Annotated in this window: 21 protein-coding genes and 1 pseudogene; 5 read left to right on the top strand and 17 right to left on the bottom strand. The window is 31.2% G+C overall.

What is annotated here, in order from left to right; all coding sequences use genetic code 11:
• Positions 1–30 precede the first annotated feature (30 nt).
• The 3 genes and pseudogenes from ric to RHP49_08385 all read left to right on the top strand — a co-directional run bounded on the left by ric (position 31) and on the right by RHP49_08385 (position 2532).
• Positions 31–763 (top strand): annotated as a pseudogene (gene ric, locus RHP49_08375) (iron-sulfur cluster repair di-iron protein).
• 120 nt (positions 764–883) lie between these two features.
• Positions 884–2071: a hypothetical protein gene (locus tag RHP49_08380; GenBank protein ID WNH14255.1), complete on the top strand. Its 1188-nt coding sequence runs from the start codon at positions 884–886 to the stop codon at positions 2069–2071.
• Positions 2068–2532, top strand: a complete 465-nt coding sequence (locus RHP49_08385) for a hemerythrin domain-containing protein (GenBank protein WNH14256.1) — start codon at positions 2068–2070, stop codon at positions 2530–2532. Before RHP49_08380 ends, RHP49_08385 begins: the two co-directional genes overlap by 4 nt.
• A 16-nt stretch (positions 2533–2548) precedes the next feature.
• On the opposite strand, the gene RHP49_08390 is transcribed toward RHP49_08385, so the two are convergent.
• The 16 genes from RHP49_08390 to RHP49_08465 all read right to left on the bottom strand — a co-directional run bounded on the left by RHP49_08390 (position 2549) and on the right by RHP49_08465 (position 16251).
• Positions 2549–2782, bottom strand: a complete 234-nt coding sequence (locus tag RHP49_08390; GenBank protein WNH14257.1) for a cytochrome C oxidase subunit IV family protein — start codon at positions 2780–2782, stop codon at positions 2549–2551.
• 74 nt (positions 2783–2856) lie between these two features.
• A complete protein-coding gene (locus tag RHP49_08395) occupies positions 2857–3147 on the bottom strand; it encodes a cytochrome c oxidase subunit 3 (GenBank protein ID WNH14258.1) in 291 nt (96 codons plus the stop codon).
• Positions 3117–3437 carry a hypothetical protein gene (locus tag RHP49_08400; protein WNH14259.1) on the bottom strand — a complete coding sequence of 107 codons (321 nt, stop codon included), beginning with the start codon at positions 3435–3437 and terminating at the stop codon, positions 3117–3119. The genes RHP49_08395 and RHP49_08400 overlap by 31 nt, the downstream gene beginning before the upstream one ends.
• Before the next feature lie 3 nt (positions 3438–3440).
• Positions 3441–4418: a PAS domain-containing protein gene (locus tag RHP49_08405; GenBank protein WNH14260.1), complete on the bottom strand. Its 978-nt coding sequence runs from the start codon at positions 4416–4418 to the stop codon at positions 3441–3443.
• A 59-nt stretch (positions 4419–4477) separates the two neighbouring features.
• Positions 4478–6253, bottom strand: coding sequence for a VWA domain-containing protein (locus RHP49_08410; GenBank protein ID WNH14261.1), 1776 nt, complete (start codon positions 6251–6253; stop codon positions 4478–4480).
• Positions 6254–6325: 72 nt separating this feature from the next.
• Positions 6326–7108: a CbbQ/NirQ/NorQ/GpvN family protein gene (locus RHP49_08415; protein ID WNH14262.1), complete on the bottom strand. Its 783-nt coding sequence runs from the start codon at positions 7106–7108 to the stop codon at positions 6326–6328.
• A 198-nt stretch (positions 7109–7306) separates the two neighbouring features.
• A complete protein-coding gene (locus RHP49_08420) occupies positions 7307–8653 on the bottom strand; it encodes a cbb3-type cytochrome c oxidase subunit I (protein ID WNH14263.1) in 1347 nt (448 codons plus the stop codon).
• Between the two features lie 19 nt (positions 8654–8672).
• Positions 8673–9059: a cytochrome c gene (locus RHP49_08425; protein WNH14264.1), complete on the bottom strand. Its 387-nt coding sequence runs from the start codon at positions 9057–9059 to the stop codon at positions 8673–8675.
• 233 nt (positions 9060–9292) lie between these two features.
• Positions 9293–10075: an ABC transporter permease gene (locus RHP49_08430; protein WNH14265.1), complete on the bottom strand. Its 783-nt coding sequence runs from the start codon at positions 10073–10075 to the stop codon at positions 9293–9295.
• Positions 10068–10775 carry an ABC transporter ATP-binding protein gene (locus tag RHP49_08435; GenBank protein WNH14266.1) on the bottom strand — a complete coding sequence of 236 codons (708 nt, stop codon included), beginning with the start codon at positions 10773–10775 and terminating at the stop codon, positions 10068–10070. The genes RHP49_08430 and RHP49_08435 overlap by 8 nt, the downstream gene beginning before the upstream one ends.
• Complete coding sequence (locus RHP49_08440; protein ID WNH14267.1) at positions 10769–12004, bottom strand: nitrous oxide reductase family maturation protein NosD; 1236 nt, start codon at positions 12002–12004, stop codon at positions 10769–10771. The genes RHP49_08435 and RHP49_08440 overlap by 7 nt, the downstream gene beginning before the upstream one ends.
• A 4-nt stretch (positions 12005–12008) precedes the next feature.
• Positions 12009–12446, bottom strand: coding sequence for a nitrous oxide reductase accessory protein NosL (locus tag RHP49_08445; protein WNH14268.1), 438 nt, complete (start codon positions 12444–12446; stop codon positions 12009–12011).
• A 32-nt stretch (positions 12447–12478) separates the two neighbouring features.
• Complete coding sequence (locus tag RHP49_08450; GenBank protein WNH14269.1) at positions 12479–13069, bottom strand: hypothetical protein; 591 nt, start codon at positions 13067–13069, stop codon at positions 12479–12481.
• A gap of 125 nt (positions 13070–13194) precedes the next feature.
• Positions 13195–15153, bottom strand: coding sequence for a Sec-dependent nitrous-oxide reductase (gene nosZ / locus RHP49_08455; protein ID WNH14270.1), 1959 nt, complete (start codon positions 15151–15153; stop codon positions 13195–13197).
• A gap of 18 nt (positions 15154–15171) precedes the next feature.
• Entirely contained in the window at positions 15172–15741 is a 570-nt protein-coding gene (locus RHP49_08460) for a fasciclin domain-containing protein (GenBank protein WNH14271.1), read from the bottom strand.
• Between the two features lie 6 nt (positions 15742–15747).
• Positions 15748–16251: a cytochrome c gene (locus RHP49_08465; protein WNH14272.1), complete on the bottom strand. Its 504-nt coding sequence runs from the start codon at positions 16249–16251 to the stop codon at positions 15748–15750.
• Positions 16252–16368: 117 nt separating this feature from the next.
• Here RHP49_08465 and RHP49_08470 point away from each other — a divergent pair, with 117 nt between their 5' ends.
• A complete protein-coding gene (locus RHP49_08470) occupies positions 16369–16800 on the top strand; it encodes an Rrf2 family transcriptional regulator (GenBank protein ID WNH14273.1) in 432 nt (143 codons plus the stop codon).
• A gap of 2 nt (positions 16801–16802) precedes the next feature.
• On the opposite strand, the gene RHP49_08475 is transcribed toward RHP49_08470, so the two are convergent.
• Complete coding sequence (locus RHP49_08475) at positions 16803–17333, bottom strand: alpha-ketoglutarate decarboxylase (GenBank protein WNH14274.1); 531 nt, start codon at positions 17331–17333, stop codon at positions 16803–16805.
• A 156-nt stretch (positions 17334–17489) separates the two neighbouring features.
• Between RHP49_08475 and RHP49_08480 the strand changes: the two genes are divergently transcribed.
• Entirely contained in the window at positions 17490–20231 is a 2742-nt protein-coding gene (locus RHP49_08480; GenBank protein WNH14275.1) for a 2-oxoglutarate dehydrogenase E1 component, read from the top strand.
• Positions 20232–20234: the final 3 nt, after the last annotated feature.

Here is a 20234-nt window from a genome sequence, read left to right on the forward strand (position 1 = left end):
AGGATAAAAATATCCGAAATAAAATTAATTATGGAAATATTAAATAAAGATTCAGAAAAGCAAATAGGACAATTTGTAGCAGACGATTTTAGAACTGCGGCAGTATTTAATAATTACGGCATCGATTTTTGTTGTAAAGGAGATAGAACCGTTGAAGAAGTTTGTAATAAAAAAGGAATTGAAGTTAATAGGCTTTTAGACGAAATACATGCTGTTTTAAACTCTAAAACAGATCAATCAATAGATTATAAATCGTGGCCATTAGATTTGTTGGTTGATTATATTGAGAAAAAACATCACCGTTATGTAGAAGAAAAAGATTCCAGTACTGCATCAATTTTTAAATAAACTTTGTGCAGTTCATGGAGAAAGACATCCGGAGTTATTCAAAATAAATGAACTTTTTTCGGCTTCGGCAGGAGAGCTTACTTCGCATATGAAAAAAGAAGAATTAATTCTTTTTCCATTTGTAAAAAGAATGGTTAATGCAAAATCAGAAAATGGCGTTGTACAGTCTCCACAATTTGGTACCGTAGAAAACCCTATTGCTATGATGATGCAGGAACATGATAATGAAGGTGAACGTTTCAGACAAATTGCTAAACTAACCAATAATTACAATCCGCCTGCAGACGGATGTAATACATATCAAGTTACTTTTGCAATGCTTCAAGAGTTTGAACAAGACTTACATTTACACATACATTTAGAAAACAACATATTATTCCCTGGAGCTGTTAAATTAGAACAACAATTTGGTTAATAGCAATTTTTAATAATAGCTCTAATTTAAAAATCCAGAAAGACTTTTGTTCTTTCTGGAATTTTTAATTAGTATAAACACTTATATATTTGGTGTTTTTATTTAGCTAAAGTCATTACAATGTCAAAAAAACTTGTACTAATATGTTTATTTAATTTTTTAATTGCAGCCCTTATGGGGTTGGCATTACGCTATTCGTTTCTTAATTCTATAAATATTAATTATCGGTTTTTGATGCATGCACATTCTCATGTGGCTATGTTAGGGTGGGTATATTTAATGCTTTATGTATGCATTGTACATTATTTTGTTCCAGAAAAGAAACCTATATTTAATAGACTGTTTTGGCTAACACAGTTTGCGGTAGTAGGCATGATGATTAGTTTTCCTTTACAAGGCTATGCGGCTATTTCAATTTCATTTTCAACGTTACACATTTTTTGCAGTTATTACTTTGTTTATTTAATTTGGAAATATCATAAAGCAGAATCTATAATTACTAGTTATTTATTAAAAGCATCACTTATTTTTATGCTTTTATCTACTTTAGGGGTTTGGTGCTTGGGACCCGCTGTATCTATGCTAGGTCAAGCTTCAGCATTTTATCAAATAGCCATTCAATTCTTTTTGCATTTTCAGTTTAATGGGTGGTTTATTCTAGCTGTTATTGCTTTATTTTTTCATGTTTTAAACGTTGAAGACTCTATCCAATTCAGGTTGTTTTTTAAACTTTTAATATTGTCAATCATACTTACATTGGCTTTACCTGTATATTGGTTTGCACCGCATATAGCTTTATTATGGATAAATGGGTTAGGAGTTTTAATTCAATTAGTTACCTTGCTATTATTTTTAAATCTAATAAAACCTAATCAAGTTTTACTACTAAATCATCATTCTAAACTTACTATTTACATGTATAGTTTTGCTGTATTTTGTTTTGTTTTAAAAATAGGTTTACAATTATTATCACTTATTCCAGATGTTTCAGAAGTTGCTTATCAGCACCGTAATTTTATTATTGGTTTTATTCATTTAACGATGTTGGGAGTTATTTCAGGATTTCTATTTGGATTTCTATTACAAAGTAAAATAGTTACAATTAATAGGTGGATGTATTTTGGGGTGTTCCTGTTTTTTTTAGGATTTCTTTTAACTGAATTGCTAATAATAATTCAAGGAAGTATGTTTTACTTCGGAAAAGGAATTATAACAAACTATTATCTTTTTTTATTCCTTTCTAGTATTTTTTTACCATTAGGAATTATACTCATTATCATTAATATTTTAAAAACAAAAAAAGTATGAATCAGAAACCACAAAGAAGACATATAGCACTTCAGCCTTTAAGTAGAGATCATCATCATGGTTTGTTATTATCTTGGAAAATAAGAACGGGGTTTAGTAAAAATATAGAACCAAAACGAATAAAAGCCTATGCCGATTGGTTTTTTGAAACACATTTAATACCTCATTTTGAAATGGAAGAAGCTCATGTTTTTACCATTTTAAATGAAAAAGATGAACTAATTAAGCGTGCATTGGCAGATCACAGACGATTAAAACGGTTGTTTACCAAAGAAATTAATGATGACGCTAAAACGTTAAGTATAATTGAAGAAGAATTAGATAAGCATATCCGTTTTGAAGAACGCGTATTATTTCCAGAAATACAAAAAGTAGCTACAGAAGACCAATTAGCTATTATTGAAAAAATTCATCAGCATGATGATTTTATTGATAAGTTAGATGATGAGTTTTGGCTCTAGTTTTTCTTTTCTAACTTTAAACAAGCAGTATTCCTATTCCAAAAAGGACAACAAACCCAATAATTATTCCTTTCCAAAACGCATTCGCTTTTTTTAATTCCATAAACTGAAACGCAATACCTAAAAACTTTAGAGCTGATAGTATTAAAATAGTGAGTACAATATATTTACTCTCAAGCTTTGAAATTAATGCCGAAGTTATTGTAAGCATTATTAAAATAACCCAAGTTAAGGTAGCTGTGTTTTTCATCTATTTAAAAGTTTGTATTAACCGTTGTTTTATGTTTTAATTATTGGTTTTCGTTTCCAAATGTCCATTATGGGCTAAAAAAGCAAATAAATTACAGGAAAAAGCATCATCCAAATTAAATCGCACATATGCCAAAAAGCACCACTAGCTTCAACATCTTCAATACTTGTATTAGATTTTTCTTTTTTTATTCCGAAATAAACTGATGCTAAAATCACTAAGCCAACAATAACATGAATGACATGAAATAAGGTAAGCATCCAATAAAACGTGAAGAATGTATTGTATCCAACAGTAATGCCCTCGCCAAGTTTTTCATAATATTCAAAGCTTTTTAAACAAAGAAATAACCCGCCAAAAAGCATAGTAAAAAGCAGTAGTTTTTTAAATTTATCTTTGTTCTTTTTTTTAATTCGCTAACTGAAACCGCCATAAAGTAACCACTAGTAAGTAAAAACAGGGTGTTAATCATACCAAAAGTAGTATTAAGTTTTAAGCTTGAATCATGAAAAATTTCAAGGTCTTGATTGCCGTAATATACCATGGCTATTAGAGCAGCACCAAAAGTAAAAAGCTCTAAAAATATAATAATCCACATGAGTATACCTCCAGGAGGATACCAAATGTTTTTTGAATTAATTTGTTGAACACTCATAATTTAATCCCAATCTAATAATCGTTTTTCTCCCTCTATTTTCTGAATGTCTGTTATATCTTGAGACATTTCTATAACTCCTTTATAGTTTTTATCATTATCTCTAATAGCAAAATATCTAATATGGATAATCTTGCCTTTAAAATTGAACCAAAATTCAGCAACATCTTTGGTGCCTGCTCTAAATTCGTCAACAATTCGCAATACCATATCCACACTTTTTGGTGGATGACAAAAGCGCACTTCACGACCAATAATACCTTTACTACGAGAAAAAACACGATCATCTCCACGGTTGTAAAAAATTACTTTGTCATTTTCATCTACATAGGTAATGTCTATGGGTAAAAAGCGCAATAATAAATTTACTTGTTCAGGAGTCATGTAACCTTCATCATAATGAAATGTGTTTTCTAGCGAAAAAGATAAATCTCTTTTGGTATTATCTTCACTAGGATGTATATATGCTTCTTTTTCAACGGATGGATAAGGCGTAGGTTTTTCATCTAGCATCCAGCCAATTTCTGCATCACCAATATAAAAATCTTTCCATTCTTCTTCAGTTATCAAATCCATAGCATTAGGAAACAAACGCATATCTTCAATAGTTAATAAGCGTTCAATTCCTAATGTTAAATAGGGGATGTTTTCATGAATTTTTTGAGTGTTTTTTTCTGAGTTATAGTTGTTAAGTAGTTTTATTTGATCTCGTAAATTATCATGAAATGACCACATGCCTTGACTGGGTCCTTCCCAACCATGTTTTTCCAAATAAGGAAATAATTGATTCTCTTTGCGTACAAAGCGTTTTTCAATAGTAGCTAATTGATTGAAAACATTGTAATATTTTTGAAAATCGTCTGCGGGATTTACTTCTTTCAATTCTAATATTAAGCTTTGAATTAAAGAGCTTTCTTGATAATATACTTTTACAGGATGCCCATTTGGCAATGTTTCTACTACGGGTAAAAAGGAATTCATTTTATCTAAAATTTTTAATTATTTATGATATAATTTTCTAAAAACGTGTAATTGTTTTTTTAAGACTGATGTTTAATTTTTTCATAAAGTTGAACTAACGATTGTAATAATTCAACAGGATTGGTAAGTATTTGATAATGATTTTGACCAAACATTTGCGGTAAATAATATTTAGCATTGGCTTCGATTGCTAATGCATAGGAATTTATTTGACGTTCGTTTAATTCTCTAAGGGCTTGTTTTACGTCATTTATACCATATTTGCCTTCGTATTTATCATAGTCATTTGGTTTTCCATCTGAAATTAAAATAACCCATTTGTTTTTGGTGTCGCGTTTGTCTAATAAAGCTCCAGAATGTCTTAACGCAGTACCAATACGGGTATATCCACAGGGCTCTATACCACCAACTCTATGTTTTGCGGTATCCCAATTGTCGTCAAAACCTTTTAGTGTGATGTAACTAGAATGATTTCTGGTTTTTGAATAAAAACAGTCAATGGAGAAATCGATATTGAACTCATTTAATATTTCACCAAATAGAATTGACACCTGTTTTTCTACATCAATAACTCTATTTCCCGCTGCATAGCCATCACTAGAAAGACTGGTATCTAATAGTAATAAAATAGATAAATCTTTTTCTTTTTTCCGTTTTGATATATATATATTTTCAGAAGGAGTATGTCCAGTTTTAACATCAATAAACAGATCTGTTATAGCATCAATATCAAATTCTTCTCCCTGAGTTTGTCGTCTTTTTTGCTGATATTTGTTATTAACCGTCGTTAGCATTTTACGCAAACCAACCAAAGTAGATCGGTTTTCATGAAGTGTTTTTTTGTAATAAGGTATATCACACGTTAATTGTGTTTTTGGGTACACTTTACAAAAATTTTCTTTATAAGTTCTAGCAGCATAATCCCATTCATCATAGTTTATAAAATGTCCCTCGCCTTCATTCTCAGAGCTTTCAGCAATTGTGGTGTTTTCAATAAAATCGGCTTGATATACCGAGTGAGCTACATCATCAACACGAACGGTATGTTTCATTTTAACATCGTCTAATGCATTTGAGTGATCTTCTAAATCATCGTCGCCATCCATATCTCTAAAATTTCCTCCAAATTCTTCGGCAGTTTCAACCTTTTCAAATTGATGTTGTAAAACAGCATCTTCCATCTGCTTTTGGTCTATTTGGACCGAAATGATTTCTTCTACAGCTTTAGATTTAATTGTTGTTTTTGGTTCTTCTTGATTAGCTTCTTTTACTTTGTCTGTAAAATTTTTTAATTTCTTTTTTGAATTGTCTTCAGCCGAGTTTCGCATCCACTTTCCATAAATAAAAGTGAAATCTGCAGGTTGTTTTGCACTAGATTTTGATTGTTGATGTGCTATGAATTTTTGGTAATATTTTTGAGTAATAGGAAATTGATCAAATAACGATTTTAAAACGGCACTTGAATATTCTTTTGCTTTGTTTTGTGATTCGATTAAATCATAATCCTGATTATCATTCCAATTTAAATTTAAATTTTTTTGAATTGACAGGTATAAAACTCTAAATAGGTAGAAGGAAATATTTTCTTCTTGGGTTGAGAATTCATAATATTTTGAAGGTAAGAAGAAGTTATTATTTCTGTAACCGCCTTCTCTTTCTGCTTCAAAAATTTCTATAGATTCTCCTGTAATGGCACGGGCAAAAATGACTAACCGGGATTTGATATCGGTTAAGTTTACTGCATGCTCAAGTTGTGCTTCTTTTTTCTTTTTTCTGTTTTTAAAAAAGAAAGCAAATTTGGTAAAAATATATTCGTCTGGTTCAAACTCAAACATAGTTTTCTGTGTTCAGTCGCAGTTCTCAGTCTCAGTGTGCAGTGTTTACTGCTACTGTAACTGTTTACTGAATTATATCATTAAATCACTTAAATCTTTAAGCGCTTGAATAACTTCTAGATCGTCTGTTAGAGGTTCTATTACTGCCACATGAACAGAAAGTCGTTTTGGTAAGCCAACATGAATAAGTTTTGCGGCATCAACTAACAATCTTGTAGATACGGTTTCGGTTAAACCTAATTCAGTTAGATTTCTAATTTTTGTAGCAATATTGACTAATTTTTTTGCAATATCTGGTTGAATATTTGTTTCCGAAACTAGAATTTCTGCTTCTAGTTTTGCTTCTGGATAATCAAAAGATATAGAAACAAAGCGTTGTCTTGTAGATGGTTTTAATTCTTTAAACCCACGTTGATATCCAGGGTTAAAAGAAGCTACCAACATAAAGTTTTCATGTGCTTTAAAAGTTTCACCAAGTTTATCTATAAACAATTCTCTACGGTGATCTGTTAAAGAGTGAATAGCAACAATAACATCTGGTCTAGCCTCAGCAATTTCATCTAAATAGATAATATGTCCTTCTTTAACTGCTGTGGTTAATGGACCGTCTAACCAAATAGTTTCGGCTCCTTTTATAATAAATCGTCCTATTAAATCTGTAGATGAGGTTTCCTCATGACATGAAATTGTAATTAATTTGGTGTCAAGTTTGTGTGCCATAAACTCAATAAATCTAGATTTACCGGTTCCTGTTGGACCTTTTAGTAAAAACGGAATTTTACATTTATAGGTATGCTCAAAAACATCAATTTCTTTATGAATAGGTTGGTAATATGGTGTGTTCATTTTAGTCATACTAAATGTTAGCAATTATGTTTAGCCCTGATTTCCACCGTTTTACAACCCTTCGATTGTCTTAACCTTTTTTTTCTTCAAAAAAGATATAATGAAAAGCAGGAAATAGCTGCAAAAAACCAGAGCTATACCATTCCTGCATTTTCAATACAGAAATGGTATTTTCTTCTTTCAAATTTTAACTCTGGCAAAGTTAGTCTAGTTGTTAATTGGTGTTATTTCTAAAGCTTCATCATTTGGTCTACCATGTTTATAGAAATCTATAAAATACAATATGATACCTGTCATGAATAAGGTTGCGCAAATAATAAGTACAATAAAATGAACTTCAATTTCTTTTTGAACAGCTATGAATTCCATTTTAAACTTACGTTCTAGATATACTTGAGCAACACCAGCAACTCCAAAAGCAACTGTCATCCCTATCATGCCAATATTAGACATCCAAAATGCCATTCTACCTCGTGTGCTTTCGTAAAGTTTTCTACCCGTCATATTTGGTAAACTATAACTAATAATAGCTAAAACTATCATAGCGTATGCTCCCCAAAATGCTAAGTGACCATGCATTGCAGTAACTAAAGTACCATGTGTGTAGAGGTTTGTTTGTGGTAATGTATGTGCGAAACCTAATAGACCTGCACCTATAAATGATACAATAGCAGCTCCAAGTGTCCAATATAAAGCGAGTTTGTTAGGGTGTTTCTTTTCACCTTTTCTATACATATTTACAGCAAATAAAGCCATGGCTAAAAAGGCTAAAGGCTCTAGAGCAGAGAAAATACCACCTACAATTAGCCAAATCTTGTTTACACCAATGTAGTAATAGTGATGTCCTGTTCCTAAAACACCAGAAAGGAATGTTAGTCCAACAATTACATACAGCCATTTTTCAATAACCTCTCTATCTACTCCAGTAAGTTTGATTAATAGGAATGATAAAATACCACCCATAATAAGTTCCCAAACACCTTCTACCCAAAGATGAACTACCCACCACCTGAAGAAAGAATCTTTTATTTGACTATCAAAAGGAAGCATACCTGGTAAATATAGTAAGGCCGCAAATAAGAGACCCATTGAAAGCACTAAGGCTGTTGTTGTTCTTCGTTTTCCTTTAAATAATGTTGTTAGAATGAGACCTAAAAAGAGTAAAACATTTACAACTACTAGATAGTCTAATGGTCTTGGTATTTCTAAAAATTTACGTCCTTCCCAATAGTTGAAATGGTATCCTACAATAGCGGTAACACCAACAAGAGCAAGACTTATTAATTGTACATAAGCAAGTTTTACACTTACTAATTCGCGTTGTGCTTCTTCTGGAATAATATAATAGGCTGCACCCATAAAACCAGATAATAGCCATACAACTAAAAGATTAGTATGTACTGCTCTGGCGGTGTTGAAAGGAATGAAGCTATGCAAACCATCCATTCCAGCATGTGCAAAACCCATTATAAAACCATATACTATTTGTAATCCGAATAATAGCATGGAAAGGGCAAAAAACCAATATGCTACTTTTTGTGATTTATATTTCATTTGTTTATATTTCTGTTAGTTAGTTATCATCTTTGGATAGTGGAGATACCACGGTTTCGAAACCATTTAAATCTATTTCTCCAATCCAGTTAAAAAAGGCAATCAGATCTTCAGCTTCTTCCTTAGAAAATCCATAAGCGACCATTTTTCTGCCATTAGGAGCCCAATCTACAGGGGTCATTAATACAGCTTTAATGTAACCTTCGCCTCGGCGTTCAACTACCTTTGTTAATTCGGGAGCATAATATGCGCCTTCACCCATAATTGTGTGGCACCCCATACAGTTGTTTTCTTCCCAAATGTGCTTTCCTCTTACAACAGCTTCTGTAATATTTTCATCATTAGATTGGTCATTAGATTTACTAAAAGAATAAATGGTAAGTCCAATAAATATCAGAAAAGTCACTACTGTTCCACCAAGAAAGAAAGCTCTTGCTTGTTTTTTTGATAACATATTTAATTAGTTTTGATTAGTATTATTTATTTGGTTCATGAAATTTTTAAATAGGATAATTTTATCCTATTTAAAGAATGAAGCAAAAATACCTTTTAAGATTTTCAAAAAACATGACATTTATCAGTTTTTGGTTTCTAGCGACTTTGCTTGATTAAATAATTTATGTAGTAGTGAATAATGTTTTAAAAATCTTTCTTTTTTGCTTTAAAAACGATTCTTAAAACAGGTAAAATAATCCAAATAATTAGCATTGAAAAAGAGACTATTAGTCCGAAACTAGTGCCGAAAAATTGTTTAAAAATAGCGCCCGTATAACCTAATAAGGCTGAAATATCTAATTTTAAAAGAATGAGAGTTCTTGATAAATCAATAGGGTTTAACATGGTTCCTATTAGAGATACTTTATCGAGAGGGTAATCTTCAAATAATACTAAGGACATTAAAAAGATACCATCATAAATTATACCTAGAAATAGCCACAATAAAATAGCGTATCCAAAGCCTTTAATTTTATTTTCGTTTGATAAAGCAATATTATAAGCTAATGCTGTAAATATTAAAGTTAGAAATGTGCCAGTAATGAGTAGTAGTGAAAAATCCCAAATGGCATTACTTTTAAATAGCCCATAAAACACAAAAGGCAAACCTAATCCTAAAATTAAACTCATAGATAGAGATAAAGCAACACCTAAATATTGTCCTAAAAAAATGGATGAGCGTTTTATGGGTTGTGCCAAAAGAAGTTCTGTAAATTCTTTAGAGTTGTAATAATACATAACACCAAATATGGTTCCAATAAGTGGTACTAAAACAATGATTACATTCATTAAAGTGATAACAGCTTTAGATAAATCGTTGTTTAAAAACAGCAGTATAATACCTAATAATAAATAGAAAGCAAAATACACATAACTCCAGCGGCTTCGCATTAAATCGTAAAAACTATATTTTAATATTTTAAGCATGATTTTCAGTTAAAATGGATGCAATAGCATGTTCGAAATCGGGTTGATTGGTTTTGGTTTTTAATTTTGAAACCGTGCCTTTAAAGTAAATTTTGCCTTCTAATAAAAACACAATTTCATCAGACACTTCTTCAACAAAACTCATAATATGCGAGGTTATTAAAATGGTTTTGCCTTTGGATTTTTCGGCTTGAATTAAATGTTTTAGCCTAATAAGGGAAATAGGATCTAAACCAGATGTTGGTTCATCTAAAATTATTAGCGGACTATTAAACATAAAGGTTAAAACCAGATTTACTTTTTGCTTAGTTCCGCCAGAAAGTGTTCCTAGTTTTTTGTCTAAAAACGGATGCAATTTAAATAAGTCTATTAGTCGTTCATCTTCATTAGTTTTACCACGTAAATCCTTTATCATTTTAATAAGCTCTTTTACTTTTAAATTACTTGGAAAATTAGCTATTTGTGGCAAATAATCAATTTGATGTCTGTAATTTGAGTTTTTCTTTATGTTTTCATCGTTAATAGAAATCTCTCCTTTATTAGGAATAACCATTCCTAAAATAGATTTTATTAAAGTGGTTTTTCCAGAACCATTAGGACCAAGCACCGCAAAAACACCACCTTTTTTAATGCTTAAATCAACACCACTTAGCACTTGGTTTTTTCCAAATCTTTTATGTAAATTTTGAATGTTTACCATGACATTTTTTTTGTTACAGGGTTATTATCTAAAAGATTATCTGGAGTAAAAACGGGCGATACCTTTTCAGAAAAATCTATAATATCTATAAATAAACTACGTAATAATATGATGGTTTCTGGAGTGCGATTTACAATGTAAGAAAAGAGTTTTACAGGTCTGTAGGGTACATCTCCAATACCATCTTTGTTTAAATCGTAACCCGTGTAATTACTCCAATAATTTCTATCGAAAACATTGTCATTTATATTGCTATTATAAGAAATATCAAAAGAATTATATAAGAAATTGTTTTCTAAAAAACTGTTGGTATAGCAGGCTCCACGAACTTTAATTGCCCACCCGTTATTTATAAAATTATTGTTTTTATAAACAATCCTGTTTGACCCTTCTATATTAATACCTATCGTGTTTTCTTCAAATGTATTCCCAATTATTTCTGCATCGTTTATTTCTTTTAAAAGCATACCATAAGATGCTGTTCCCCAATTTTCTTTAAAAGTATTGTTGTACATTTTTATTTTTTTTGAAAACATAACAGCTACACCAGCACCATTGTTTTCGAAGGTGTTGTCTTGATAGACGTCATTGTTAGAAAACATAAAATGCAATCCGTATCTTAAATTTAGGGCACTTACGTTATTTTTAATCAAACAATCGTCTGAAAACTCTAAATAAATACCATCACGAACATGTTCTATATAATTGTGTTCAATTTCAATATGATTGCTGTACCATAATTGAATTCCATTTCCTGAATTGTATTCTTGTATCGCATCACCAACTATTTTATTATGATAAATTTTTCCGAAGCTTGATTTTTCAATATAAATTCCGAAAAATAATTTCTCTAAAACCAAGTTTTTAATTACAAAATGTTTACTTCGTTTAATACGAATAGCTGCATAATCTTCGGTGTAACTGGTACCAACATTTATTATAAACAAACCATCAACGGTTACATTATTAGAAACAACAGTAATGATTTCTCCCTTTTTTTCACCGTCTATTAAAGGGTAGTTTTTGCCAATAATAGTGAGTGGTTTATCAATTAAAATTTTATGCTCTTTATAGATGCCTTTTTTTACTATGATAGTATCATAATCTTTGGCTTGCATTATGGCTTTTTTTAATGAAGAAATGGCACAAGAGTTGCATACTTCAATTTTTTGAGCATAACAAGAGTAAGTCATTAAAATGACTAGTAAAAAAAAGGATATTTTGTGCATTTTACTAGTTTTTTAAATGTGCTAGTAGTTGGTTCCAAGTATATAATGTTCCTCCTTTTTCCGATTGAATTTTTTTTGCGTCTTCTTCAGTTTTGAATGCTGATAAATATGCTCCCATCGGACTCGGAATGTTTTTACTTATTAAAAAAGTAGATTTAGTTGCATCTATAAGTGATTCTGGTGCTGTATAATTATTTGAAAGATACAGTTTGATTTCTGAAGTATCAAATTCTTTCATAAAATGAATCATACATTCTGATGCATCAAATTTATAAATTTTACCTTTTTTAGTAACAATTTCGGCGGCATGAACTTTGTCTACAATTGTCATTTTACAAAAATAACAGCCGTCATCGCCATAGTTTATAGCCTTGGGAGATACATTACAGCTGAAAAATAACAGCAATAGTATGCCTGTGTAATAGTGTTTTAGTGTTTGCATGTTTTTTAGTGTTTGTTTTTTTCTCTACATAGTTAACTTTTTATGGTTTTTTTCTTGCCAATTAAAAAGGCGATAAATGCTGAGGCTATACCTAAACCTAAAAATAATGCGCCTAAACGAGGGTAGGAATGTGCTTTAAAATTTAAAATGTCTTTACTACCAAACAAAGGTGGCTGAAACCCCATTACACTGCCATCTGGATTGGTAAACTTCATAATGGCTTTAGGGTCTAATTCATGACCATAATCATGTTCCCAAAGATAAAAGTCGTATAAGCCAGCACTACATAATACAATCATTAAAACAAACCAAAATAAGAACCATTTATAGTTGCCTTTAAAAGCAATTATTAATCCTAAAATGGTTGTAAGAATAATTCCAATAGGAAAAATTTTGAATTCAGGAATTGCATCCGGAATATATTTCATGCCTACATAATGATTCATCAAATTAATATTTTTAATATCAAAGGGATTCGCATCCGAAAAATCATTGATATGGATATACATGCCTAAAGGCGTTGGGTATTGGGGCGCTTCTAAGGTGATTTTCCAAAGCGGAAAAAGAAATAAGCCCAAAGGCAATAAAGCGGCGATAAGCATTATAATATTTGACTTTTTCATTATTTTGAGTCTTAATTATATTATTGTTTTTAATGTTTGAAAAGAAAGGCGAGAGCAATAATTCAACTCTCGCCTTGATAAGGAAATAAACACTAAAACAAAATTTCCTTAATTTTAGTAAGTTGTTATTCGCCTAAAGACCAAGATAATTCTAGGTTTGATGACGCAGGAGATACACGAATATAACCTTGCATTTCTTGATGTAAAGCAGAACAGAAATCTGTACAATAAAATGGCCAAACACCAACTTGTTTAGGTTCCCAAATAAATGTTTCGGTTTGTCCTGGCATAATTAGTAATTCGGATGTGTTGGCTCCAATCATAGCAATACCATGAGGCACATCATAATCTTGCTCTAAATTAGTAACATGAAAATATACTTTGTCTCCTACTTTAATACCTTCAATATTATCTGGTGAAAAGTGGCTCCGTATCATGGTCATTTGTATATGAACTTCTTTGCCATTTCTAACTACTTTAGTGTCGGCATCACTTTTGGCAGCATATGGGTGTTTGTTTTCTGCCAATTTATAAAGTTTTTTAGAATTTCCTTCAATTAATGAGGCGGGACAACCAGCAGCATAATGAGGTTCACCGATTGTTGGAAAATCTAGAAGCAATTCCATTTTATCACCAGATATATCATAAAGTTGAGCCGATTGAGTAACTTCTGGACCTGTTGGTAAATAACGGTCTTTAGTAATTTTATTCATGGCAACAACATATTTACCAAAAGGTTTTGCTGAGTTTCCTCCGGGAATCATTAAGTGACCAACAGAGTAATATGTAGGTTTTCTATCTATAACTTCCCAAGTTCCTAATTTCCATTTTACTACTTCAGATGAAATAAAGAATGTTGTGTAGGCATTCCCTTTTCCATCAAATTCTGTATGTAATGGTCCTAATCCTGGTTGTTCTACAGACCCTGCAAGTACATCTTCAAATTTTAATATTGGAATACCGTAAGCATCACCATCAAATTTTTTATTAGCAATGGCATCTTGCATTTTAGTAAATGAATGTACTGTTAAATTAGCTGAAAGTTTTCCGTTACCAACTATATATTCACCAGTAGGATCTACATCACAACCATGGGGTGATTTTGGAGTAGGCAATAAGAAAACAGCCCCAGGAACATCTATTGGGTTAATTGTTAAAACCTCTTTTATCATAGTAGATGTAGCAGAATGTGTTTCATCACTATATACATTATGCGCATAGTTAGTTGGCATTTTAGTTCCACCACCATTGTTTACATATTCTTCAATTTTTTTCCAGTTTATGGCAGCAATAAAATCTTTATCGTTTTGTGATGCATTAACTTCTAAAAGAGAATTAGCTTCCTCGGTATTATAGGTAGTAAAAAAGAACCATCCGTGAGATTTTCCACGTCCAGGGTGTGATAAATCATAATTAAATCCAGGCATTAATATTTGAAATTTAATAGACATTTCACCATTGTCTGGATTTACCTTTAAAAATGATAAAGCGCCTTTAAAGTTGCCTTTATAATCTTTAATAGACATATCTTTTTGAGGAATAGGTACTGAAAATCGAGTGCCTGCAACAACATACTCCGTGTTTTCAGTTACAAATGATGAACTGTGATTTCCAGCACTATTAGGAATTTCAATAATCTCTGTAGTTTCAAAAGTTGTTAAATCAATTTTTGCAATACGAGGTGTATTGTTTGCATTAATGTAAATATACCTGCCATCAAGTTCCCCATTGGTTTGCGAAATATCAGGGTGGTGAGAATCATCCCAAGGAATAAAACCATGAGATGTGTTTAACATAGGGCTAGTTTCTTCGTTATAACCATATGCTTTTTCTGCATCTTGAGAAAATACAGGAATTACTTTAAAAAGGCGTCCAGACGGTAAGCCATATACAGATAATTGTCCGCTAAATCCTCCAGAAATAAACGCATAAAACTCATCGTGCTGCCCTGGAGCAACATATACTTTTTCGGCAGCATTAGAACTTAATGCACTGTTTGATTTTGAAGAATCTCCATTATTGCAACTTGCAAAAGTCAAAGCAATAATTAAAAATCCTATAGAACTATTTAATATTTTTTTCATAATGTATTATTTAAATGATTAGTTTTCAGGCAAAATAACTTTATCTACAACATGTATAATACCATTTCCAGCAGGTATACTAGCAATTATTTTGGCTCCTCCAATAAATACATCATCTTCAATAACTTCTACGTTTACGCTTTGATTATTAGCTTGCCCTAGTTTTTTAAATTTCTTTAGAAAGTCTTTTGAGTAGTTGCCAGGTGTAACGTGGTTTAATAAAATATTTGATAAAGTGGCTTTGTTCTCAGGTTTTAATAAATTCTCAACTGTTCCTGCTGGTAATGCCGCAAAAGCATCGTTTGTTGGTGCAAAAACCATTAGTGGACCAGCATTTACTAAAGCATTTTCCAATTCGGCTGCCTGAACAGCAGCTACAAGTGTTGTATGATCTTTTGAACCGATTGCTATTTGCAATATGTTTGGAGTAGAGCCGTCATCTTCAATAAAAGCTTGTCCTTGTTTTTCATCAGTTGTAGATACAACTGTAGTTGTAGATGTTTCTGCAGGAGTTTCTTTATTATTTTTACAATTAAAAAAGAAAACAACAAGGAAAACGGTAAGTAAAATGTTTAAGTTGGTTTTCATATAATATTATTTTAATGTTCTAAAGTATTCTAAAACAGCTCTAGCTTCGGCCTCTGTAAGGTTTTGATTTGCCATAGGAGCACCATTAAATTCAGTTAATAAATCTTTAGCTAAAGGGTTTTTTTGCATCATTTCTTCTGGATTTAAAATCATATTCATAACCCATTCTGGAGTCCTACGTTCTAAAATGCCTAATGGTGCTGGGCCAATAAATTTTTTATCTACACGGTGGCATGCAGTACACATTTTTTTATACACATCTTCACCATGAGTTGCCATGGTTTGATCTATTTCATCCCCAAGTTCAACAGATTTTATTGGACCAACGCCTTTGTCGTTTAAGTCTATTCTTTTTGATGCAGTAACAGGCTCAGCTTTAGTTACTTTTTTTTCTGTTGTAGTTGTTTTTTCGTAAGAGAAACCTGCTTTCTTTTTTTCTTCTTTACCACCACAGCTTATAAGTAGTAAAATTAATAATGTCATTAAAGTTTTTAGTGTTGTTGTTTTCATATTGATTAAATTTATTTGTCAAATCTATAATCTTGATTAATAATATAAAATGATATATGTCATATTTAAGACAAAATTATCTTTTTTATATTTGTATAAATTTATTTATATTCTAAAATGCTCTCAAAATCTTCAAAATATGCCATTAAAGCCGTTACATTTTTGGCTTTAAATTCAAGTAAGAAAAAAAAGGTAATGGTTAAGGATATTGCCGAACCTATTAATGTTCCGCAGGCATATATTGCTAAATTACTTCAGGATCTAGTTCGGTTTAATATAGTATCTTCTGTTAGAGGTCCTAAGGGCGGATTTTATTTAGATGATAAAAATAAAGAGCAGTCTGTTTTTAGTATTATAAATGTTATTGACGGAGAAAAAAAGTTGAGTACTTGTATGTTAAGTTTAGGAAGTTGTAATGAGACAAAACCTTGTCCTTTACATAATATATTAAGTGCTTCGAGAGATGAAATATTAAAGAATTTGAAAGATAAAACTATTAAGGAATTATCATTAGATGTTAAATCTGGAAATTCGTTTTTACCACTATAAGGCTAAAAGTACAACCTCACAAAAGGCGCCCAAGAATCTGCATAAATACTTTTTTGATTGTTATACAGAATATCATATCTAATGCCAAAAGTAATATTGCCATTTCTATATCCAGCACCTAAAAATAAAGCAGGAATCCAATAATTATCGTCTTCAATATTTAAGTTAACATTATAGCGTCTATTTACGTTAAGTTGTTCAAATTCTGCCGAAAGTTGAATTTCATTAATAATATTAAAAAGACTAATAATACTACCGCCTAAAATAGTAGATTTATAGATGCTTTTTTGATTGTTAAAGGTTGCATTAAGTCCAAAACCAAGGGCTATTATTTCATTAAATTCATATATAGCACTAGGAGCAATAGTTGCACTAAAAAAGGTGTCACTAAAATTTAAACCAAAACCACCTCCAAAACGTACACCTTTCCAGAGATCATTTGTTTTATCTTGTGCATAAGAGAAATGAACAAAACAAAAAACAATTAAGAAAATTAATAGTTTTGTTTTGTTGATTATAGAAAATATGGGCATAAATTTATAATTCATTAAAAAATTAACACAAAATATTGCTTATTGATGATAACGATTCTTGTTATCTTATAAATATAGTAAAAGAAACACCTAATTTTTTTAAAAGTTGTATTTTTGACCCCAAATTTGAGTAAACGATAGTGAATTATAATAATAATGGATAAATTTTCCTTTTTAAACGCAGCACATACAGCATATTTTGCCGATTTATACGATCAATATTTACAGAACCCAGATAGTGTAGAACCTAGTTGGAGAGCTTTTTTTCAAGGTTATGATTTTGGTAGTGAAAATTATGGATTAGAGGGTGAAATAGTAGAAGGTGTTTCGGCACAAATGCCAGAATACCTACAGAAAGAATTTCAAGTTATAAAACTTATTGATGGTTATAGAATGCGAGGGCATTTGTTTACTAAAACAAATCCTGTACGAAATAGAAGAACCTATACACCAACATTAGATATTGAAAATTTCGGTCTTTCCGCAAACGATTTAGATACTGTTTTTAATGCAGGTGAAATTTTGGGTATTGGCACCCAGACTTTACGTGAAATTATTATTCATTTAGACAGGATTTATTGCAGTTCTATAGGCGTAGAATATATGTATTTACGTAATCCTGAAGTGATTTCATGGTGGCAGGGTAAATTAAATTTTAATGATAATCAACCTAATTTTTCACCAGATAAAAAGAAATATATCCTTTCGAAATTAAACCAAGCGGTGAATTTTGAAAACTTTTTGCAAACAAAATATGTTGGGCAAAAACGATTTTCTCTAGAAGGAGGTGAATCATTAATTCCAGCAATAAGTAATGTGCTTTTTTATGCTGTTGAAAAATATGATGTAAAAGAATGTGTTTTAGGAATGGCTCACCGTGGGCGTTTAAGCACACTCGTAAATATTTTTAGAAAACCAATGAACGAACTCTTAAGTGAGTTTGATGGTAAAGATTTTGAAGACGAAGATATAGATGGAGATGTTAAATACCATTTAGGGTTAACCTTAGATAAAACCTATCAAAATGGTAAAACCATAAAAATGAATTTGGTGCCAAACCCATCACATTTAGAAACGGTTGCATCGGTTGCTGAAGGTATTACAAGAGCAAAAATTGACACAGATTACGAAGGAGACGATCAAAAAATATTACCAATAATAGTGCATGGAGATGCCGCTATAGCAGGTCAAGGTATTGCTTATGAAGTAGCTCAAATGAGTCAATTAAATGGTTACAAAACTGGAGGTACTATTCATATTGTTGTTAATAACCAAATTGGTTTTACTACTAATTATTTAGATGCGCGTTCAAGCACCTATTGTACAGATGTTGCAAAGGTAACTTTATCACCAGTTTTACACGTAAATGCAGATGATGCTGAGGCTGTTGTACATGCTGTAGAGTTAGCTTTAGACTATAGAATGCGATATAAGAAAGACGTTTATATAGATTTGTTGGGTTACCGTAAATATGGACATAATGAAGGTGATGAACCTCGTTTTACACAACCAAAATTATATAAAGAAATAGCAAAGCATAAAAACCCTTTTCAATTATATTCTAGTAAATTAATTACTGAAAATACTATTGATAAAACATATTTAGACACTATTGTTTCAGAGTTTAAAGAGACTTTAGAGAGTGAGTATGTAAAGTCAAAAGAGGCAGAATCTTCTAAAGTTAGAGAATTTATGCAAGAACGTTGGACTAATTTTCAACGACAAGGGCTAGAAGGTATGTTAAAAGTTGCAGACACAACATTTCCTGAAAATAATTTAAAAAATATTTCTAAAATTGTTTCAACAGTTCCAGAAGGTGTTAAGTTTTTAAGGAAAGCCGAAAGAATTCTTGACGGACGATCAAAAATGGTTTTTGAAACCGATACTTTAGATTGGGGAATGGCTGAAACTTTAGCCTATGGTAGTTTGTTAGAAGAAGGATTTAATGTGCGTATATCTGGTCAAGATGTTGAGCGTGGTACATTTAGTCATAGACATGCTATTTTACGTGATGAAATATCAGAAGAACGTATTAATTTATTAAACACAAACCCAGAGAATAAAGGTAAAATGGATATTTTTAATTCCTTTTTATCAGAATATGGTGTGCTAGGTTTTGATTATGGTTACGCCATGGCAAATCCAAATACATTAACTATTTGGGAAGCACAATTTGGAGATTTTAGTAATGGTGCTCAAATTATATTTGACCAATATTTATCGGCAGCAGAAGATAAATGGAAAGCGCAAAATGGTATTGTTGTTTTATTGCCACATGGTTATGAAGGGCAAGGATCTGAACACTCATCGGCAAGAATAGAACGTTATTTACAACTTTGTGGTGATGATAATATGATAGTTGCAGATTGTACAACACCTGCAAATATTTATCACTTATTGCGTCGTCAAATGAAGCGCGATTTTAGAAAACCATTAATAGTTTTTACACCAAAAAGTTTATTACGTCATCCAAAAGCAGTTTCAAGTTTAAATGAATTAGCTTCAGGTAACTTTCAAGAAGTTATAGACGATACAATAAATCCAGAAAATGTAAAGAAACTTGTTTTCTGTACAGGTAAATTCTATTATGATTTATTAGCAGAAAGGGAAGTCATAGAATCAGATGATGTTGCTTTAGTTAGAATTGAGCAATTATTTCCTTTGCATTTAGAAAAAATTCAAGAAATAATAAGTCGTTATCCTAATGTTAAAACATATGCTTGGGCACAAGAAGAACCTAAAAATATGGGAGCTTGGAGTTATATGTTACAACGTATGGATTTGGTTAAATTAGAAGTTTATTCTAGACCATTTAGTTCGGTTCCAGCTCCAGGGTCTAGTACACGAGATAAAGGCAGACAGCGTCGTGTTATTAATGCTGTTTTTGATAAAAATTAGTTA

Source organism: Flavobacteriaceae bacterium HL-DH10, from assembly GCA_031826515.1.
Taxonomy (GTDB): Bacteria; Bacteroidota; Bacteroidia; order Flavobacteriales; family Flavobacteriaceae; genus Thalassobellus; species Thalassobellus suaedae.